General features: G+C 43.4%; 17 protein-coding genes. All 17 read left to right on the top strand.

Going from position 1 to position 18,985, the window contains the following annotated elements; genetic code table 11:
- Positions 1 to 35: 35 nt before the first annotated feature.
- The 17 genes from BM232_RS02045 (at position 36) to BM232_RS01965 (ending at position 18,933) form a co-directional block, all read left to right on the top strand.
- Entirely contained in the window at positions 36 to 290 is a 255-nt protein-coding gene (locus BM232_RS02045) for a YfhL family 4Fe-4S dicluster ferredoxin (protein WP_091711530.1), read from the top strand.
- Positions 291 to 443: 153 nt separating this feature from the next.
- Complete coding sequence (gene leuS, locus BM232_RS02040; protein ID WP_091711529.1) at positions 444 to 2,900, top strand: leucine--tRNA ligase; 2,457 nt, start codon at positions 444 to 446, stop codon at positions 2,898 to 2,900.
- A 16-nt stretch (positions 2,901 to 2,916) separates the two neighbouring features.
- Positions 2,917 to 3,414 (top strand): LPS-assembly lipoprotein LptE, encoded by a 498-nt coding sequence (locus BM232_RS02035; RefSeq protein WP_091711528.1) that lies wholly within the window; start codon positions 2,917 to 2,919, stop codon positions 3,412 to 3,414.
- Between the two features lie 3 nt (positions 3,415 to 3,417).
- Positions 3,418 to 4,461 (top strand): DNA polymerase III subunit delta, encoded by a 1,044-nt coding sequence (gene holA / locus BM232_RS02030; protein WP_091711527.1) that lies wholly within the window; start codon positions 3,418 to 3,420, stop codon positions 4,459 to 4,461.
- Complete coding sequence (locus BM232_RS02025; protein WP_091711526.1) at positions 4,462 to 5,718, top strand: glutamate-5-semialdehyde dehydrogenase; 1,257 nt, start codon at positions 4,462 to 4,464, stop codon at positions 5,716 to 5,718.
- On the top strand, positions 5,699 to 6,373 hold the full coding sequence (nadD, locus tag BM232_RS02020; protein ID WP_091711525.1) for a nicotinate-nucleotide adenylyltransferase: 675 nt from the start codon (positions 5,699 to 5,701) through the stop codon (positions 6,371 to 6,373). The genes BM232_RS02025 and nadD overlap by 20 nt, the downstream gene beginning before the upstream one ends.
- Complete coding sequence (locus BM232_RS02015; protein ID WP_091711524.1) at positions 6,366 to 7,190, top strand: YdcF family protein; 825 nt, start codon at positions 6,366 to 6,368, stop codon at positions 7,188 to 7,190. The genes nadD and BM232_RS02015 overlap by 8 nt, the downstream gene beginning before the upstream one ends.
- A 75-nt stretch (positions 7,191 to 7,265) precedes the next feature.
- The gene (gene rsfS / locus BM232_RS02010; RefSeq protein ID WP_091711523.1) at positions 7,266 to 7,622 is read left to right on the top strand and encodes a ribosome silencing factor; all 357 of its coding nucleotides are present in this window, start codon (positions 7,266 to 7,268) and stop codon (positions 7,620 to 7,622) included.
- A complete protein-coding gene (gene rlmH / locus BM232_RS02005; RefSeq protein ID WP_091711522.1) occupies positions 7,619 to 8,089 on the top strand; it encodes a 23S rRNA (pseudouridine(1915)-N(3))-methyltransferase RlmH in 471 nt (156 codons plus the stop codon). The genes rsfS and rlmH overlap by 4 nt, the downstream gene beginning before the upstream one ends.
- On the top strand, positions 8,086 to 8,664 hold the full coding sequence (locus tag BM232_RS02000; RefSeq protein ID WP_091711521.1) for a Maf family protein: 579 nt from the start codon (positions 8,086 to 8,088) through the stop codon (positions 8,662 to 8,664). Before rlmH ends, BM232_RS02000 begins: the two co-directional genes overlap by 4 nt.
- On the top strand, positions 8,661 to 10,133 hold the full coding sequence (gene rng, locus BM232_RS01995; protein WP_091711520.1) for a ribonuclease G: 1,473 nt from the start codon (positions 8,661 to 8,663) through the stop codon (positions 10,131 to 10,133). Before BM232_RS02000 ends, rng begins: the two co-directional genes overlap by 4 nt.
- A 7-nt stretch (positions 10,134 to 10,140) precedes the next feature.
- Entirely contained in the window at positions 10,141 to 13,956 is a 3,816-nt protein-coding gene (locus BM232_RS01990; RefSeq protein WP_091711519.1) for a YhdP family protein, read from the top strand.
- 47 nt (positions 13,957 to 14,003) lie between these two features.
- On the top strand, positions 14,004 to 15,446 hold the full coding sequence (tldD, locus tag BM232_RS01985; protein ID WP_091711518.1) for a metalloprotease TldD: 1,443 nt from the start codon (positions 14,004 to 14,006) through the stop codon (positions 15,444 to 15,446).
- Between the two features lie 13 nt (positions 15,447 to 15,459).
- Complete coding sequence (locus tag BM232_RS01980) at positions 15,460 to 16,512, top strand: tRNA (5-methylaminomethyl-2-thiouridylate)-methyltransferase (protein WP_091711637.1); 1,053 nt, start codon at positions 15,460 to 15,462, stop codon at positions 16,510 to 16,512.
- The gene (locus tag BM232_RS01975) at positions 16,509 to 16,736 is read left to right on the top strand and encodes a sulfurtransferase TusA family protein (RefSeq protein ID WP_091711517.1); all 228 of its coding nucleotides are present in this window, start codon (positions 16,509 to 16,511) and stop codon (positions 16,734 to 16,736) included. Before BM232_RS01980 ends, BM232_RS01975 begins: the two co-directional genes overlap by 4 nt.
- Before the next feature lie 178 nt (positions 16,737 to 16,914).
- The gene (glnA, locus tag BM232_RS01970) at positions 16,915 to 18,324 is read left to right on the top strand and encodes a glutamate--ammonia ligase (RefSeq protein ID WP_091711516.1); all 1,410 of its coding nucleotides are present in this window, start codon (positions 16,915 to 16,917) and stop codon (positions 18,322 to 18,324) included.
- 96 nt (positions 18,325 to 18,420) lie between these two features.
- Positions 18,421 to 18,933 carry a DUF4124 domain-containing protein gene (locus BM232_RS01965; protein ID WP_091711515.1) on the top strand — a complete coding sequence of 171 codons (513 nt, stop codon included), beginning with the start codon at positions 18,421 to 18,423 and terminating at the stop codon, positions 18,931 to 18,933.
- Positions 18,934 to 18,985: the final 52 nt, after the last annotated feature.

Below are 18,985 nucleotides of genomic sequence, written 5' to 3'. Positions count from 1 at the left end.
GCTAAGATCATTATTGAATTTTACTGGAGTAAATCATGTCGCTGTTTATCACTGATGAATGTATCAACTGTGATGTCTGTGAACCAGAATGTCCAAATGGAGCTATTTCTCAAGGTGCTGAAATCTATGAGATAGATCCTGACTTATGTACTGAGTGTGTGGGGCATTTCGATACCCCACAGTGTGTTGAAGTCTGTCCGGTCGATTGCATTCCAAAAGACCCGGATAATGAAGAAACACATGATCAGCTACAAGCAAAATATGAAATATTGATGGCTGCTGGAAAATAACCCACAGTTGTACTCCATGTCATCATCATGAAATAAAGCAGCTGAACAAGCTGCTTTATTTTTTAGCTAAACAAAACGACAGATTATTTTGAGCCTTACTGGTGCTCTGAGTTATGCTTAGCGCTTTTCAAGTCCCTGATTTAAAGAGAATCCATGCAAAACGAATACCGTCCCGACCAAGTAGAATCAGCTGCACAACAATATTGGCAGGAAAATAATAGCTTCCATGTTGTGGAAGACACCTCTAAAGAAAAATTCTATTGTTTGTCGATGTTTCCCTATCCCAGTGGGCAACTGCACATGGGGCATGTGCGTAATTACACGATTGGTGATGTGATTGCACGATATCAGCGTATGCAGGGTAAAAATGTATTACAACCTATGGGCTGGGATGCCTTTGGTCTGCCAGCAGAAAATGCGGCGATAAAAAATAAAGTCGCGCCTGCTGCATGGACATATCAGAACATTGATTATATGCGTGGTCAGTTACAGCGTTTAGGGCTTGGCTATGACTGGCAACGTGAGTTAGCTACCTGCACCCCACAATACTATCGTTGGGAACAATGGTTGTTTACCCGCTTGTTCGAAAAAGGGCTGGTTTACAAGAAAACAGCTGCAGTAAATTGGTGCCCGCACGATCAGACGGTATTAGCCAATGAGCAGGTGATTGATGGTTGTTGCTGGCGTTGTGATACCAAAGTGGAGCGTCGTGAAATTCCACAATGGTTTATGAAGATTACTGACTACGCCGATCAGTTACTTGCTGATTTGGATCAGCTTGATGGCTGGCCAGAACAGGTGAAAACCATGCAAGCGAACTGGATTGGACGTTCAGAAGGCGTGCAGATTCAATTTGATATGGTCGGAAGCAAAGAAACTCTTGAGGTCTATACAACGCGCCCGGACACCCTGATGGGAGTGAGCTATCTGGCGGTTGCTGCAGAGCATCCACTGGCACTTAAAGCGGCAAATGACAATCCAATCCTGCAAACATTTATTGATGAATGCCGGAAAATGGAAACCTCTGAAGCGGCCATGGAAACAGCAGAGAAAAAAGGCGTGGATACCGGGTTGATGGCCGTTCATCCCATTACTGGTGAACAGGTGCCTGTGTGGGCGGCTAACTTTGTATTGATGGGCTATGGCACAGGAGCTGTAATGTCTGTACCTGCTCATGATCAGCGTGATTTTGAGTTCGCCCAAAAATATCAGTTGCCAATAAAACAAGTTATTAAACCGTTAAATGAGCAAGTAACCGATTTAACAAAAGCCGCATTCACTGAAAAAGGTGAGTTGATTAACTCTAAACAGTTTGATGGCTTAAAAGAACAAGAAGCTTTTGACGCTATCGCTGATTTTCTGGTGAGTCAGAATAAGGGGGAACGTCAGGTTAATTACAGACTTCGTGACTGGGGTGTTTCTCGTCAACGTTATTGGGGCACTCCGATTCCGATTATCAATTGTGATGATTGTGGTGCTGTTGCCGTACCTGAACAGGATTTACCAGTAGTTTTACCTGAAGACGTGATCGTTGATGGTTCAGGTTCACCAATTAAGTCAATGCCTGAGTTTTATGAGTGCAGCTGTCCTAAATGTGGCAAACCAGCACAGCGTGAAACCGATACTTTTGACACCTTCTTTGAATCATCTTGGTATTTCGCCCGTTTTGCTTGTCCTGATAATAAAAAAGCGATGTTGGATGAAAGAGCCGACTATTGGTTACCTGTTGATCAATATATCGGTGGTATTGAGCATGCGGTTTTACATTTATTGTATGCGCGCTTTTTCCACAAGCTGATGCGAGATGAAGGGCTGATCTCGGGAGATGAGCCATTTAAAAACCTGTTAACGCAAGGCATGGTGCTGAAAGATGGTGCCAAAATGTCGAAATCCAAAGGTAATACAGTCGATCCCCAAGCCTTGATCGATCAGTATGGTGCCGATACATCACGTTTATTTATGATGTTTGCAGCACCACCTGAAATGTCGCTGGAATGGTCAGACCAAGGTGTAGATGGTGCTAATCGTTTCCTTAGACGTCTATGGCGTGCAGTGACTGAACATGCTGAACATGGTGTGGTTAAAGCGGGTGATCTGGCTGATTTACCTGAAGCATTACAGGCTTTACGCCGTCAGACACATCAAACATTAGCTAAAGTGAGTGATGATATTGGCCGTCGCCATACCTTCAACACAGCAATTGCCGCTGTGATGGAATTGATGAATAGCCTTACTAAATTAAATGATGACAGTGATAAAGCGCGAGCGGTAATGCAGGAAACACTTGAGCTGGTGGTGCTGATGTTATCGCCGATTACCCCGCACATTTGTCATCATTTATGGCAAACTCTGGGACATAATGAAGCCATTGTTAATGTCTCCTGGCCTGAAGTTGATGATACTGCTTTAAAGCAAGACAAAATTGAGTTAATGGTTCAGGTGAATGGTAAATTACGGGCCAAAATATCTGTGGCGGCTGATGCTGAACAAAAAGATGTTGAGGCACAGGCCTTCGCTGATGAAAATGTACAGCGGTTCACGGAAGGCAAAGAAGTACGTAAAGTCATTCTGGTACCTGGCCGTTTATTAAATATTGTGGTCGCCGGCTAAATTTAAGGATATGAAAATGAATCGTGTAGTGATGAGTTTGATGACCGGTATATTGATGCTGACACTGACAGCCTGTGGTTTTCATTTAAGAGGTGAAGCCAATGTGCCTGAATCGTTAAAAACCATCTATATACAAGGGTTGAACATACGACAAAATTCATTTGGCTTAGAGCTAAAACGCACATTGACACGTAATGGTATCAAGGTACTGGATACGTATAAAGAAGGTGCTGCAGTGATGACTGTTGTCGAAAATGTGTTTGATCAGAACGTACTGTCTGTTGGTTCAGATGCCAAAGTCACTGAGTATGAGTTGGAAACACGTTTTTCTTTCAAAGTCTCTTCGCCTAGCGGTGAACCGATGAGCGATGTGATTACTGTTCAGGCCAGACGTGATTATCAGTTTGATCGTAATCAGTTATTAGCCATGAGTGAACAGCAGCAGGTTATCCACAACGATTTGAATAAACAGATGGTTCAGAATGTGCTAAGACGATTATCAGCACTGAAGTAAACAATGCGGATAAGACTGGAACAGTTAAGCAATCATTTATCGGCTTCATTAAAACCTGTTTATTTATTATTTGGGGAAGAGGCACTTCTGCTTGAAGAGTCTGCTGATATCATCCGTCAGCATATTCGTCAGGCTGGGGCAAATGAACGTGAAGTTTGGAACGTTGAAGGCCGTTTTGATTGGTCGCAGATTAAGTGGCAGGGCCAAAGCTTATCTTTATTTGCCAGTCAGCGTTTAATCGAAATCCGCTTGCCTTCCGGAAGTCCTGGTAAGGAGGGTGGCGAGGCTTTACGACAATTTGTCGCCAACCCACCACCAGATACAACCTTGCTCATCATCAGTGGCAAAATTGATGCCCGCTCACAAAAAGCGAAGTGGTTTACAGAGCTTGATAATTTAGGTGTTACGGTGCCTGTATGGCCAGTGGCTCTAGCTCAACTACCGCAGTGGGTAGCACAACGAATGCAGGCAAAAGGGCTTAAAAATGATCCTAAAATTGCCACGCTGATCGCAGAACGGGTCGAAGGTAATTTATTTGCCGCCGCACAAGAAGTTGAAAAACTTTCTTTACTCAGTCTTGATGGACAAATAGATGAAGCTTTGGTGTTGGCGTCAGTTGCTGATAATGCCAAGTTTGAGGCTTTTGGACTTATGGATGCAGTATTTGCAGGACAGTATGCGAGAATCCCACGTATAATATCGCGTTTACGCGCCGAAGGTGTTGATATTCTGGCTGTTTTTTCTGCGGTAAATTGGTCATTACAGCGTGTGGTGGATATGGCTTCCCAAGTTGCTGCAGGTGAGCAGATTGAACGTGTTTTTGCCTCTCAAAAGCCCCCCGTTTGGGATAAAAATAAAGCAGTAATGCGACAAGCTATCGAACGCTATAACTATAGTCGCTGGCATTTTTTCTTACAGCAAATGTCTGATATCGACCAGGCCGCGAAAGGGATAACTAAAAACTGTCCTTGGCGTCTTCTGGAAACACTTTGTTTGAGTGCTTCTGGAGTAGACATACAAACACAAATATTGGAAAGGAGTGCTTAATTGAACGTTATTGATTACATGCACACATTAGGTCAACAGGCTCGCTTAGCCAGCCGCAAGCTCGCGAGTGCGGGTACGGATATTAAGAACCGTGCACTACTGGCGATTGCTACAGATATTCGTGCTAATGCCGAAGTATTGAAGCAGGAAAATGCCCGTGATTTGAAGTCAGGACAAGAGAAAGGTCTGGACGCTGCTTTACTAGACCGTCTGACATTAACCGATGCCCGCATTGAGTCAATGGCCGAAGGCCTGGAGCAAATTGCTGCTTTAGCTGATCCTGTCGGTGAAGTAAGTGATATGACCTATCGTCCTTCAGGTATTCAATTAGGCAAAATGCGCGTGCCTTTGGGGGTTGTTGGCATCATTTACGAGTCACGTCCGAATGTGACGGCTGATGCGGCTGCCTTATGTCTAAAGTCAGGAAATGCGACCATTTTACGTGGTGGAAGTGAGGCGATTCACTCTAACCAGGCTATCGCTGCATGTATTCAACGTGGTTTGAATCTTGTTGGTTTGCCAGAGGCTGTTATTCAGGTCGTTGAAACAACTGATCGTGAAGCCGTAGGTGCCTTAATTACCATGTCAGAGTATGTGGACGTTATCGTGCCAAGAGGTGGTAAAGGACTGATCGAACGTATTAGCCAAGATGCCAAGGTACCTGTTATTAAACATCTGGATGGTATTTGTCATGTTTATATCGACAAAGGCGCTGATCTGGATATGGCTGAAACCATAGCGATTAATGCAAAATGCCATCGTTATGGCGTGTGTAATGCTATGGAAACACTGCTTATAGCGGCTGATGAAGCTAATGCCATTTTGCCTCGTTTAGCTGTGAAATACGCTGAAGAAGGTGTTGAGTTAAGAGGTTGTGAGCGTACCTTACAGATTTTGACTGATATCAATAAAGCGACAGCTGAAGATTGGGATACTGAGTATTTGGCCCCTATCTTATCGATTAAAATCGTCGATGATATTGATGAAGCAATAGCACATATCAATAGACATAGTTCTGGTCATACTGAGTCCATTATCACGCAGGATTATCAGCGTTCAAGACAATTTCTGGCAGAGGTTGATTCAAGCTCGGTCATGGTTAATGCCTCAACGCGTTTCGCAGATGGCTTTGAGTATGGACTTGGCGCTGAAATTGGTATTTCGACAGATAAAATTCATGCCCGTGGTCCAGTAGGACTTGAAGGTTTGACATCACAAAAATGGATAGTATTAGGTAGTGGTCAGATCAGAAAATAAGCCGGCAATTGGGATTTTAGGTGGCACATTTGATCCTGTTCATTTTGGTCATTTACGTACGGGCTTGGATGTTGTTGAACAGTTAAGTCTGGATCAGCTTCGTCTTATCCCTTGTGCCATACCGCCGCACCGTATTGAACCCGTTGCCAATGCAAAACAGCGCCGTATGATGCTGGAGCTGGCGATTAAAAATCATCCTAAACTGCTTGTTGATGATCGTGAGTTGAGTAGGGAAGGACCTTCCTATACTGTTGATACACTGCTAAGCCTGCGCGAAGACTTTCCTGATACACCGCTATTTTTATTAATGGGAACGGATGCCTTTTGCAGCTTACCAAGCTGGTCACGTTGGCAGCAGATCATTGAGTTAGCACATATTGTTGTGATGCAGCGGGCTGATGAAACGTTTTTATTGAGTGATGAGCTTCAGAGTTTTTTTGAACAACATCAAGCTGAAAAGGCAGATATCGAATTAAGCGCGGGTAAAATTTGGTCAGTACCTGTGACGCAAATGTCGATTTCAGCGACGGCTATTCGTGAGGCCTTAGAACAAGGTCGGGATGTACGTTATCTTTTACCAGATGCTGTGATTAGTCTGATTGAGCAATTAGGCCTTTACCCGCAAATATCATCAGTTTCAGAAACAGATGGATAATCTGTTTTTTGTATTATCCAAACTGGTATGGGGATTACTCAGTCCGACAAGTTTAATGGTTTGGCTGCTTCTTTTTGCCACACTATTACTTTGGCTTAATTATGTCAGGCAGGCGAAAAAATTACTGCTCTTGATGAGTATTGTGTCGTTTGTAGTGATGGGTTATCCGGTCGGTGATTACTTGATGCACCCGTTAGAAACACGTTTTTCAGCACCGGAAAACATACCGGAACCATTAGCAGGCATTATTATGCTGGGTGGTGCAGAGCAATTAAAATTATCTGATAGCTGGCAAGCAGCACAAGTAGGTGATGGTGCAGAACGCATTCTAAAAACCGCTGAGTTAGCCAGGCAATACCCTGACTTACCGATAATTGTGTCTGGTGGCAGCAATCTGGTACAGATGCAAGATCTAGATGCTGAAGGGCAGGTTGTTAAAATGCTGCTTTCACAGGCGGGTGTCGATCCTACGCGGTTAATAATCGAAACTCAGGCGCGTAATACCTACGAGAATTTTCAGAAATTAAAGCCCTTACTCCCTAAGCCTGCTGGCAGATACATCTTAGTTACCTCAGCCTATCATATGCCCAGAGCAGTTGGTGTTGCCAAGCAACAGCATATTAATGTGATTCCCTACCCGGTGGATTATCGGAGTGATAAACCCAATAATCGTTACTGGGATTTTGATTTACCAGCACATCTGGCAGTGCTGGAAACTGCCTGCCATGAATGGCTTGGCCTGACGGTTTATTACGCCACCGGTAAAACACAGAGCTGGTTTCCGCAAGCAACTGACACCGTTAATAAAAAAGACTAATTGACACGTAATAATCGGGATATTAATAAGCCCTTACGTTACACTATGAAACAGATAGATTAAATGGAGTGCCCAATGCAGGCAGAACAACTAAAATTATTGGTCATCGATGCCCTCGAAGACATTAAAGCAGAAGATATCCAGGTACTGGATGTAAAAGAAATGACTGACGTGACGGACATCATGATTATTGCCACAGGTAAATCAAGCCGTCAGGTGAAGGCTTTAGCAAATGAAGTCGTTATGCAAGCAAAAGCAGCAGGTGTACAACCTTTAGGGGTTGAAGGGGAAACAGTTGGCGAATGGGCGCTTGTAGATTTAGGTGATGTGATTACACATATCATGACACCGCAAACGCGCCTGACCTACAACCTCGAAAAATTATGGGCCGTACCAGCACAAAGTGAACAGGCGTCGGCTGAGCAGGAATGAAAATAAATCTCGTCGCTGTTGGCAATAAGATGCCAGGCTGGGTGACTGAGGGCTATGAAGAATACAGTAAACGAATGCCTCGGGAATGTGGCTTACAACTGACGGAAATCATGCCTGCACGCCGAACTAAGAATGCGCAGCCAGAACAGTGGAAGAAAGAAGAAGGCCAGAGAATTCTGGCCGCGATTCCAGATAACCAGCACGTGGTGGCATTAGAAGTGACAGGTCAAAGTTGGAGTACCGAAGCATTATCATCACAAATGCAGCAGTGGCTGACAGATGGACGTGATGTTGCTTTAATGATTGGTGGGCCCGATGGACTGGATCAAAGTTGTTTGCAGCGCGCCAATCAGAAATGGTCTTTATCTGCGATGACCTTGCCTCATCCGCTTGTAAGAGTTGTATTAGCAGAACAGTTATACCGAGCCTGGACTATCCTACAAAATCATCCCTATCATCGCTCATGAACTTTCCATCAATTTATCTTGCTTCACGTTCACCAAGACGACGTGAGCTTTTATTACAGATGGGCGTCGACTTTTCTGTTATCAATCCTGATGTAGATGAATCTGCGCTTGATAACGAACTCCCGCTGGATTATGTGAGTCGTATTGCTAAGTTAAAAGCGCAAGCTGGGCGAGGATTATTATTGGCGGCGGATAAAAAGCCTGTGCTGGCAGCTGACACTGCGGTCGTCGTTGATAATACTATTTTGGGTAAACCCGAGAACGATGAACAGGCGATAGCCATGTTAAAAATGTTATCGGGTAAAACGCATCAGGTCATGACGGCGATTGCATTAGCAAAAGGAAATTCCATATTAAGCTCGGTTTCTGTAAATGATGTCCGCTTCACTGAGATGAAAGAAAAGGATATTCTCTGGTACGTCAACACTAAAGAAGGTGTCGATAAAGCTGGTGGTTATGCGGTACAAGGCCTGGCGGCGTTGTTTATCGAGCATATAGAAGGCAGTTATTCTGGCATTATGGGATTGCCTATCAGGGAAACGGGACAACTTTTATTAACAATGGATGACCAATGAGTAGTGAAATATTAATCAACGTGACACCGAGTGAAACTCGTGCAGCCGTAGTTGAGAATGGTCTACTTCAAGAAGTATTCATTGAGCGTAATGAATATCGTGGTTTAGTAGGGAATATATACAAAGGCAAGGTGTGTCGCGTCTTACCCGGCATGCAAGCGGCTTTTGTTGAAATTGGCCTGGCACGAGCGGCGTTTTTACATGTATCTGATATTTCCATTCCAAAAGGTCAAACCGGCGATTTAAAAGAAGCACCTAATGTCGAACCGACCATAAGCAGCTTGCTGCGTGAAGGTCAGGAGATCTTGGTTCAGGTTATTAAAGATCCAATGGGGACAAAAGGTGCACGTCTTACCACGCAACTGTCTGTTTCATCACGTTATTTAGTGTATATGCCAGAAACAGAAGGTATTGGTGTTTCATTAAAAATCGAAACTGAGCAGGAACGTGAACGACTAAAAACCTGTTTGATTGATCTGTTGGAAGAAGGTGCCGGTGGATATATTCTGCGAACAGCTGCAGAAGGTGTATCAGAAGCAGAATTAAAAGCTGATCTCAAATTTCTTTATCGATTATGGGCGAAACTGCAAGAACGTAAACAACTGGTCAAGTGTGGTGAGCCTTTACACGAAGATTTATCACTGGCGATGCGTGCATTACGTGATTTGTTTTCTGCAGATGTTGACCGGATTCGTATTGATTCTGAAGAGACATTTCACAAAGCGGTGCATTTTGCCGAGGGTTTTATGCCTGAGTGTGCAGCCCGGCTTGAGCATTACAAAGGGGACTTACCTTTATTTGATTTGTTCAGCGTAGAAGATGAAATTCAGAAAGCCTTACAACGTAAGGTACCGTTAAAGTCTGGTGGCTATCTGATTTTTGACCAGACCGAAGCGATGACCACGGTTGATGTAAATACCGGGGGTTTTGTAGGGCATAAGAATCTGGAAGAAACCATTTTCAAAACGAACCTTGAAGCCGCACATGCGATTGCCCGACAACTTCGTGTGCGTAACCTGGGCGGTATCATCATTATCGACTTTATTGATATGGAAGAGCTTGGACATCGCGAGCAAGTATTACGTGCATTGGAAAAAGCCATGCTGTTAGATCGGGCTCGTCATAATATCAGTGCGGTTTCAGAGCTTGGTCTGGTTGAAATGACACGTAAACGGACCCGGGAAAGTTTAGGTCATATTTTGTGTGAAGCTTGCCCTTGCTGTGAGGGTAAAGGCTATACCAAGAATGTTGATACCGTCTGTTATGAAATCTTCCGCGAAATCGTGCGTGAATCTAAACAGTATGAGGCAAAACAGTTTCTGATTCTGGCCTCGCAGGATGTGATAGATCGCTTAAATGACGAGGATTCAACAAAAGTGGCTGAGCTCGAACACCATATTGGTAAACCCATATTATTTCAGTGTGAAGCGCAATATGGTCGTGAGCAGTTCAACGTGGTTCTGATGTAGGTATTTGATGCTAAAGCGCAGCCTGCACATTGCCGGTCGGCAATTATTCTATCTCACCGCGATTTCTATTACGCTAGGACTTTTATTACTGATAACTGCTATCTGGCTGTCAGATCAGGTTGCTGAGCGAAAAGATGAAATTGCCAGCTGGGCATCTCAGCAAAGCGGTTATCCTGTAGAAATCGAAGAAGCCGGATTATATTGGCTGGATCTGATTCCTAAACTGGAAATTCGTCAGGTAAAGGTCTTAGCGAAACAAGGGAATACACCCATTTTCCAGGCCGGACAGATTTATATGGCGGTGGATGTTTTTTCATCTATTCGCAGTGGCGAGCTGATGATTGCAGATGCCAGTATCCGTAATGCTAAAGTTAATGTTGAACATACGGCGGATGGTCAATTTCAGGTAAAAGGCTATCAACCTCAATCACAACAACCGCTTTCTGACGATAATATCCAAACAGTTTTTAGCTGGTTAACCCGGCTTAAACATTCACGTCTGGCTAATGTTCAAGTTCAGTACAAAGATGATAATGAACCTGCATTGACTGGTCAGTACACTATCGAACAGGCATCACTACGTTTTTATAATCAGCAATTCATTTCTGAAGCAAAGTTAGCACTACCTGAGACTTTGGGTAATAGTCTTGAGTTATCAGCAACCGCCCAAATTAATGATGCATTAGATATTACCTCATGGCAGGGTCTGTTACATCTTGATGAGGTTTCTCTGGGCAAATTACTCAAAAAACGCGCCTATAGAGGGGCGAAATTAGATGACGGCCTGTTAACCGCTACATTGAATGTGCAGAAAGCAAGCGAACAAGCACTGTTGGCTGGACTTGAGCTGGAACTCACTGATGCCACCTTGTCTTCTTCCAAGCCTGATGATGAGTTCACAGAAGTGAGTCTTGAACATCTGACGGGGCATTTTCAACTTGATTATGCGGATAAGCAGTGGCAATTACAGGGTAAGCAAGTTCAAATTAAAATGGCGGGTGAAGAATGGCCCACGACTTTTTTTGATATTAAACAAGAAGCCAATGGTGAATTGTCTGGAAAGGCCTCTTTTATTCGTTTGAGTGATATTACTTCCTTAGCGTTATTGATGAATGACATGCCCGCTGCTTTGGTGAATACAAAACCGGCAGGTGATTTGCAAAGTGTCTCTTTTGCTTATTCCGAGCAGTCGGGACTGGATAAACTGGCGATGACAGCAAATGGGGTGTCACTGTTGCCATGGCAGGATTACCCCGGCGCCAATGATTTAAGTTTTTCTATTGATAAGAATGAAAATCAAGGGTCAATTGAGCTCGACAGTCGCGCTACTGCGATTTATGCCGACACCTGGCTGTCAGACTCTGTATTGTTTGATTCGGTAAAAGGCAAAATAAGCTGGCATAAACAAAGTGATGGCTGGACGGTGAATGCCAACGCATTACATATCTGGAATGATGATTTAAATATTCTGCTTAACGGTGAAATTGACCAGGTCAATGGTATTACCAACACTGATTTAACGTTGACACTGCAAGATGTAGTTGCCAATAAATGGCGTCGTTATGTGCCAAAAAGAATTTTGCCAGAGGACTTTGAGAAGTGGTCAGCCGATGCTTTCCGGCAGGGGATCATTCGTTCAGGTTCTATTATTATGAAAGGTGATCCTGCAGCCTTTCCTTTTGAGTCAGAACCCGATCGCGGCAGCTTTGATATGAAACTTAATGTCGAAGATGTTCAGTTACATTATGGACCAGGTTGGCCGGATTTAATGCATGTTAATGGCACGATTGAAGGACAGGGTAATAATCTGCTTATTCAGAGTCAGTCCGGACAGATAGCGGGTTTTAACTTTAATAAAGTCACCACCACTATCAGTAATCTTGTTAAGAAAAATCCGATTCTGAAAGTTAGTGGCCTACTCAATGGTTCCACCAGTAATGCCTTGGCTTTTCTAAAAAATAGTCCATTAAAGTCACGTTTTGGCAGTATAGATGACTGGCTCCAGGCTAAGGGTAGCAGTGATATTCAGCTAGATTTAACGGTGCCATTAGTTGATCCTGATAGTGCGCAGGCTAAAGGCTATGTCAGTTTTAATCAAAGCCAGTTAACAACAAAGGCCATTACCGGACTTGAAGTAAATAAGATTAATGGCCGTCTTTTTTTCAGTAATAATGGCGTATCTGCAGAAAAAATTACTGCAACAGCATTTGATGAACCTATTATCATTAATGCAAAAACACAGCATGAAAAAACCTATGTTGATATCAATGGCAGAGCTGCTGTTTCGACCATCAATAAAATTTGGCCTAACGCCGTTCCAGCTTTTATCAGTGGAGACAGTGATTATTTAACAGGCCTTACAGTCAGTGAGCCTAAACCGGGTGATTTTGAACTCAGTGTGACGGTGACAAGTGATTTACAAGGTATTCAGGTTGATGCACCCAAACCATTGGGTAAGACGACGTCAGAGCCTGTCCGGCTTCAGGCAGTAATACAAGAGAAAAACGATGGCTTAATCTATAACCTCAGTTATGCAGATTGGTTAAAGGCAGCCCTTTATTCTGACAAGAATAGTCAGATCTCAGGTCAAATTATGCTAGGTGGTCAAGCGTCTGCTGAGTCGTTTAATGGTTTACAAGTTGCTGGCGAGATTAAGGAGCTAAATATTCAGCCCTGGTTAGACTGGCAAGAAAATTTACCTAAAACAACTGGGCCATCAGCGCTCGATAATATTGATAGTCTGGATATTCGGCTGGCTAAACTTCAACTGAAAGATCAGGCGCTTGATAATTTACATCTCAAAGGTAAACAAACAAATTCAAAGTGGCGGTTAGATTTAAGCTCACCTCAAATAAAAGGGGTAGTGAGCGTACCCGAAGATATCAATAATGCGACACCGCTTGATGTGAACCTTGAGTATCTGAAGCTCAACTTAAGTGATGATGAAGCTAAAAACAAGCCAAATAAGGATAAGCAGTCACCAGATTTATGGCCGCCGATTAAATTGGCAATTAACTCACTGAGCATCAACAATCTTGATTTGGGGCAGTTGAATCTGGAAGCACAGACAACACCAAATCAATGGCTAATAAAAACAGCGTCATTAACATCAGAGGCTATGAAGTCAACTGCGACGGGAGAATGGCAAAAAACGGCCTCTGGTGATAGCAGTCATTTTGTGCTGAATATTGAAAGTGATGACTTAAAAGCATTACTCGCTCATTTTAATTATCAGAAAGTGATTGCGGCTAAGCAGGTGAAAGTGAACGCCGACCTGAGTTGGAATAACGATCCTCTATCATTTTCTCGTCAGAGTCTTAATGGAAAATTAGATTTGTCAGTAGGCCGGGGAAGCTTGCTCGAAGTCGAACCAGGTGCTGCGGGCAGAATTTTTGGGTTACTTAGTATTGCGGCAATCCCACGGCGTTTATCGCTGGATTTCAGTGATCTGTTTGGTGGTGGGTTTGATTTCAGCAGTATCAAAGGGCATTTTCAGTTTGATAACGGTATCGCGACAACTGATGATCTGACTATGCAAGGGGATTCGGCTGTAATTGAAATGAAAGGGCCTATTGATCTGGTTAATCAAACCTATAATCAAGTGGTGAAAGTCACGCCTAAGGTGTCGTCGACTTTACCTATCGCCGGAGCAGTCGCTGGAGGTCCGGTGGGACTTGGAGTGGGTACTGCTATATTATTGTTTGATAAAATCGCTGGTAGTGTACTGGACAGAGATGTGATTAATTTAATCAGTTATAGCTATAAGCTAACCGGGCCATGGAATGATCCCAAGCTCAATGTTGTCAATCCAGATAAGCAGTAGAATCTGCTATCATGTACACATCCTAAACAAACGATGATTCTGTATTAATGAGCGCTTCGATTCCCGAGCAAGTACAACAGCAACTTCTTCTTCCTGTTGGTTTAACAGACACTGATCTGGAAAATGCATTAGCAACGACAATGACCGCTGGTGTTGACTATGCCGATCTGTATTTTCAGCAATCCAGGCAAGAAAATTGGGTGCTGGAAGATGGCATTATTAAAGATGGTGGTTATCATCTTGAACAAGGTGTTGGCGTCCGAGCCTGTAGTGGCGAGAAGACCGGATTTGCTTATTCTGATGATCTGGTTTTACCTGCTTTACAAAAAGCAGCTAAGGCGGCTCAAGCTATTTCCAGACAAGGTTCTCAGCAATCTGTCGCCGTCTGGTCAAAGCAGCAATCTCCGGTTTTATATACTCCAGATGATCCTATCCTCGCGTTGACAGTGACTGAAAAACTCAACTTATTACGAGAAGCAGATGCTGCAGCAAGAGCAGCAGATCCACGAGTTAAACAAGTGAGTGTGAGCCTGGCAGGTGGTATCGATACAGTATTGATCGCGGCAAGTGATGGAACGTATGCCACGGATATCAGACCGCTTGTACGAATGAATGTCAGTGTGATTGTTGAGCAAAATGGACGTCGTGAGCGTGGTAGTGCTGGCGGTGGACGCCGAATGGATTATCGTTATTTCCAACAAAATAATCTGGCTGTTAATTATGCGAAAGAAGCTGTCAGACTGGCTCTGGTTAATTTAGAAGCAGTTGCCGCACCAGCAGGGACAATGCCTGTAGTTCTTGGCAACGGCTGGCCTGGCGTTTTATTACATGAAGCGGTTGGCCATGGTTTAGAAGGTGACTTTAACCGCCGTGGTACGTCTACATTCTCAGGGAAAATGGGCGAACAGGTTGCTTCTTCTTTATGTACGGTTGTTGATGATGGCACGATGCCTTCACGAAGAGGTTCGTTGAATGTCGATGATGAAGGTGTGGAAACGCAATTCACGACATTGATCGAAAAGGGCAGACTAACCGGTTACATGCAGGATAAGCACAATTCACGGCTTATGGGCAGTACCAGTACGGGTAATGGACGCAGAGAGTCTTATGCACATTTGCCGATGCCTCGGATGACAAATACTTACATGCTGCCCGGTGAGCATAAAGCAGAAGAAATTATTGCTTCTGTTGAAAAAGGTATTTATGCGGTCAACTTTGGCGGCGGCCAAGTCGATATTACCTCTGGCAAATTTGTTTTCTCGACAAGTGAAGCCTATCTCATTGAAAACGGTAAAGTCACTACACCTGTGAAAGGTGCAACACTCATTGGTAATGGACCAGAAGTCATGCAACGTATATCAATGGTGGCTGACGATCTAGAACTTGATACCGGTGTTGGTAATTGTGGTAAAGAAGGACAGAGTGTACCTGTTGGAGTAGGGCAGCCTACCCTGAAAATTGATGCACTCACTGTCGGTGGAACAGCTTAGATTTAAAATAATGATGGAAAAAAAACATAAAGCAGTGGCCCTGATTTCAGGTGGTCTGGATTCAATGCTGGCCGTGCGGGTTATGCAAGAACAAGGTATCGAAGTCGAAGGTATTAATTTTTATACCGGTTTTTGCGTTGAGGGGCATACACATGCCATTCGCAATCACGATAAAGATAAACAGAAACGAAATAATGCACTCTGGGTAGCTGAACAACTCGGTATTAAATTACATATCGTTGATGTTATCGAAGAGTATAAAGACGTTTTACTGAATCCTAAACATGGCTACGGGGCGAATATGAACCCTTGTCTGGATTGTAAGATTTTTATGGTCAGCAAAGCGGTTGAGTGGATAAAAGAAAACCATCACGACGGTTTTGACTTCATTATTACAGGTGAAGTGATTGGTCAACGCCCAATGTCACAACGTAAAGCGACCATGCCAATTATCTCTGAAGAGTCCGGTGCTGAGGATTTATTACTCAGACCCTTGTGTGCTAAAAACCTGCCTGAAACATTACCTGAGCGTGAAGGCTGGGTAGATCGCAGTAAGTTGTATGACTTCCATGGACGTAACCGTAAACCACAAATTGCATTGGCCAAACAGTTTGGTTTAACGGATTTTGCTACTCCGGCAGGCGGTTGTTGTTTCCTCACGGACAAAAATTATTCCGACAAACTTGTTGATTTATGGAAAGCTCGTAATAGCAGAGAGTATGAGATGGACGATATCATGCTGCTAAAAGTAGGCAGACATATTCGTCCGAGTGCAGATTTTAAGTTGATTATCGCGCGTGATGCCGGTGAAAGTAAGTTTTTAGAAGGTTACCGAAAAGAGTTTATTAGTATTCACGCCCTTAGTCATAGTGGTCCTATGGCACTGGTTGACGGTAAACTGGATGAGGAACAATATACACTCGCTGCGGCTATTGTTGCTCGCTTTGGGCAGGGTAGAATGGCGGATGAAGTTGAGTTGGATATTGCTTTACCAAAACAAGGCAGTTTGCAGGTAAAAACGCCGCCACTTTCTGCGGAGCAGGTTCTACAGGAGTGGTATGTGTGAGTAAGCAAATATTAGATGCCAGAAAGATGTTATGCCCTTTACCGGTGATAAAAGCTCAAAATCAAATTAAGCTGATGAGTCAGGGCGAGGAGCTGGATGTGATATGCACCGACCCCGGTGCTTTACATGATATTCCTGCTTGGGCTCGTATCAATGGTCATGAGGTAATAGCCACGCAACAAAATGATGATGAACTAGTCATTACGGTTCGAGTTGGTGCGTAGCACTGATATGGTGCGTTCATTGGTTTTTACGCACCATTTAGGTGCTCCTTGTTGGTGCGGATGCACCTAAATAGTTGATTTTTTTATATAGTAAAAGTTGGCGTGATTTCTGCTGTATTGTGTCGCGTGTTTAGTTTGCACTACAGAAAGTGCAGTTTATAAAAATTGGAGAAGTTAAATGTCAGTCGAAAATGTGCTTCAAATGATCAAAGATGAGGATGTCAAATTTGTTGACTTCCGTTTCACCGATACGCGTGGTAAAGAACAACATGTTTCTTACCCTGCACACACAATTGATGAAGATACCTTCACGGAAGGCGCAATGTTCGATGGCTCTTCTGTTGCAGGATGGAAAGGTATTAATGAATCAGACATGATTTTAATGCCTGATCCTGAAACAGCTGTGATGGATCCATTCATGGATGACAACACACTGATTATTCGTTGCGATATCGTTGAACCTGCGACTATGCAAGGTTATGAACGTGATCCACGTAGCGTTGCAAAACGTGCTGAAGCTTACCTGCAATCTACAGGTCTAGGCGATACTGCTTTCTTCGGTCCTGAACCAGAATTTTTCATCTTAGATGATGTTCGTTGGGGCAGTGATATGTCTGGTTCATTCTTCAAAGTAGACTCTGATGAATCAGCATGGAATACAGAAAAAGTGTTCGCTGATGGTAATAAAGGTCACCGTCCAAAAGTGAAAGGTGGTTATTTCCCTGTTCCTCCTGTTGACTCATTAAACGATATCCGTGCTGCAATGTGTTTAACTATGGAAGAAATGGGCTTAGATGTTGAAGTTCATCACCATGAAGTAGCGACTGCAGGTCAGTGCGAAATCGGTGTTAAATTCAACACATTAGTTAAAAAAGCTGACGAAGTACAAATCCTGAAATACGTTGTACATAATGTTGCTCATGCTTATGGCAAAACAGCGACATTCATGCCTAAACCTATCGTTGGTGATAATGGTAGTGGTATGCATGTTCATCAATCTTTCTCTAAAGATGGTGACAACCAATTCACTGGTAATAAATATGGTGGTTTATCTGAAACTGCTCTGTACTACATCGGTGGTATCATCAAACATGCACGTGCTCTGAATGCGTTTACAAACTCTTCAACAAACAGCTACAAACGTCTTGTTCCTGGTTTTGAAGCACCTGTAATGTTAGCTTACTCTGCACGTAACCGTTCAGCTTCAATTCGTATTCCTTTTGTTAGCAATCCAAAAGGCCGTCGTATTGAAGTACGTTTCCCTGATCCAACAGCGAATCCATACTTAGCTTTCTCAGCGATGTTAATGGCTGGTTTAGATGGTATTAAAAACAAAATCCATCCTGGTGATGCGATGGATAAAGATTTGTATGACTTACCAGCTGAAGAAGCGGCAGAAATCCCAACTGTATGTCATTCATTAGATCAAGCGCTTGATTGTTTGAATGAAGATCGTGCTTTCTTAACTCAAGGTGGTGTATTTACTGATGACATGATCGATGCATACATTGCATTGAAAATGGAAGAAGTCACACGTATCCGTATGGAAACACACCCAGTTGAGTATGACTTGTACTACAGTGTGTAATCACTAATGTGATGAAGCTAACAAAAAGCGCCTTTCGGGGCGCTTTTTTTATGGCTGTGAGTTGCGGTTACAGGCACGGTAGAATATGCTTAGCCAATGAGAGTTATATATCTGATTTTCTTGTTATTATTCAGTAGCCAGGTCCTGTCGGCTATATATCGTTGGGTAGAACCTGACGGTACAGTTGTGTTTTCGGATGAAGAACATCCTGGAGCTGAAACCATCGAATTGCCACCTTCAGCAACATATTCTCCACCAGAAGTTCAGCAAGTAAGCCAAACAGAGCCAGAACAAGATACTTCACCAGCACCTGACTATCAGATTTCAATTACTGCTCCAGCAGCAAATGAAAGTATTTGGGTAAATAATGGTGATGTGAAAGTCACATTGAGTGTAGAACCTGCGCTTGATGTTGATAGAGGGGATGCTATTCAGGTGTATCTTGATGGGCAGACTGTCGGTGATCCTCAGGCAACAACTTCATACCAATTTACTAACCTCAGCAGAGGTTCACACGAAATCACAGCAAAAATCATCAGTGCTGATGATAAAGAATTAGCCTCCGATAACATCGTGTTCCACTTACACCGAGCATCTAAGCTAAATTAGCCATCGTGCCGGTAAACTAGCAAAAAGCACTAATATTGAATGCACATTTATG

This window comes from Methylophaga sulfidovorans (assembly GCF_900114205.1).
Lineage (GTDB): Bacteria > Pseudomonadota > Gammaproteobacteria > Nitrosococcales > Methylophagaceae > Methylophaga > Methylophaga sulfidovorans.
This window is presented reverse-complemented; position numbering and strand designations above follow the sequence as displayed.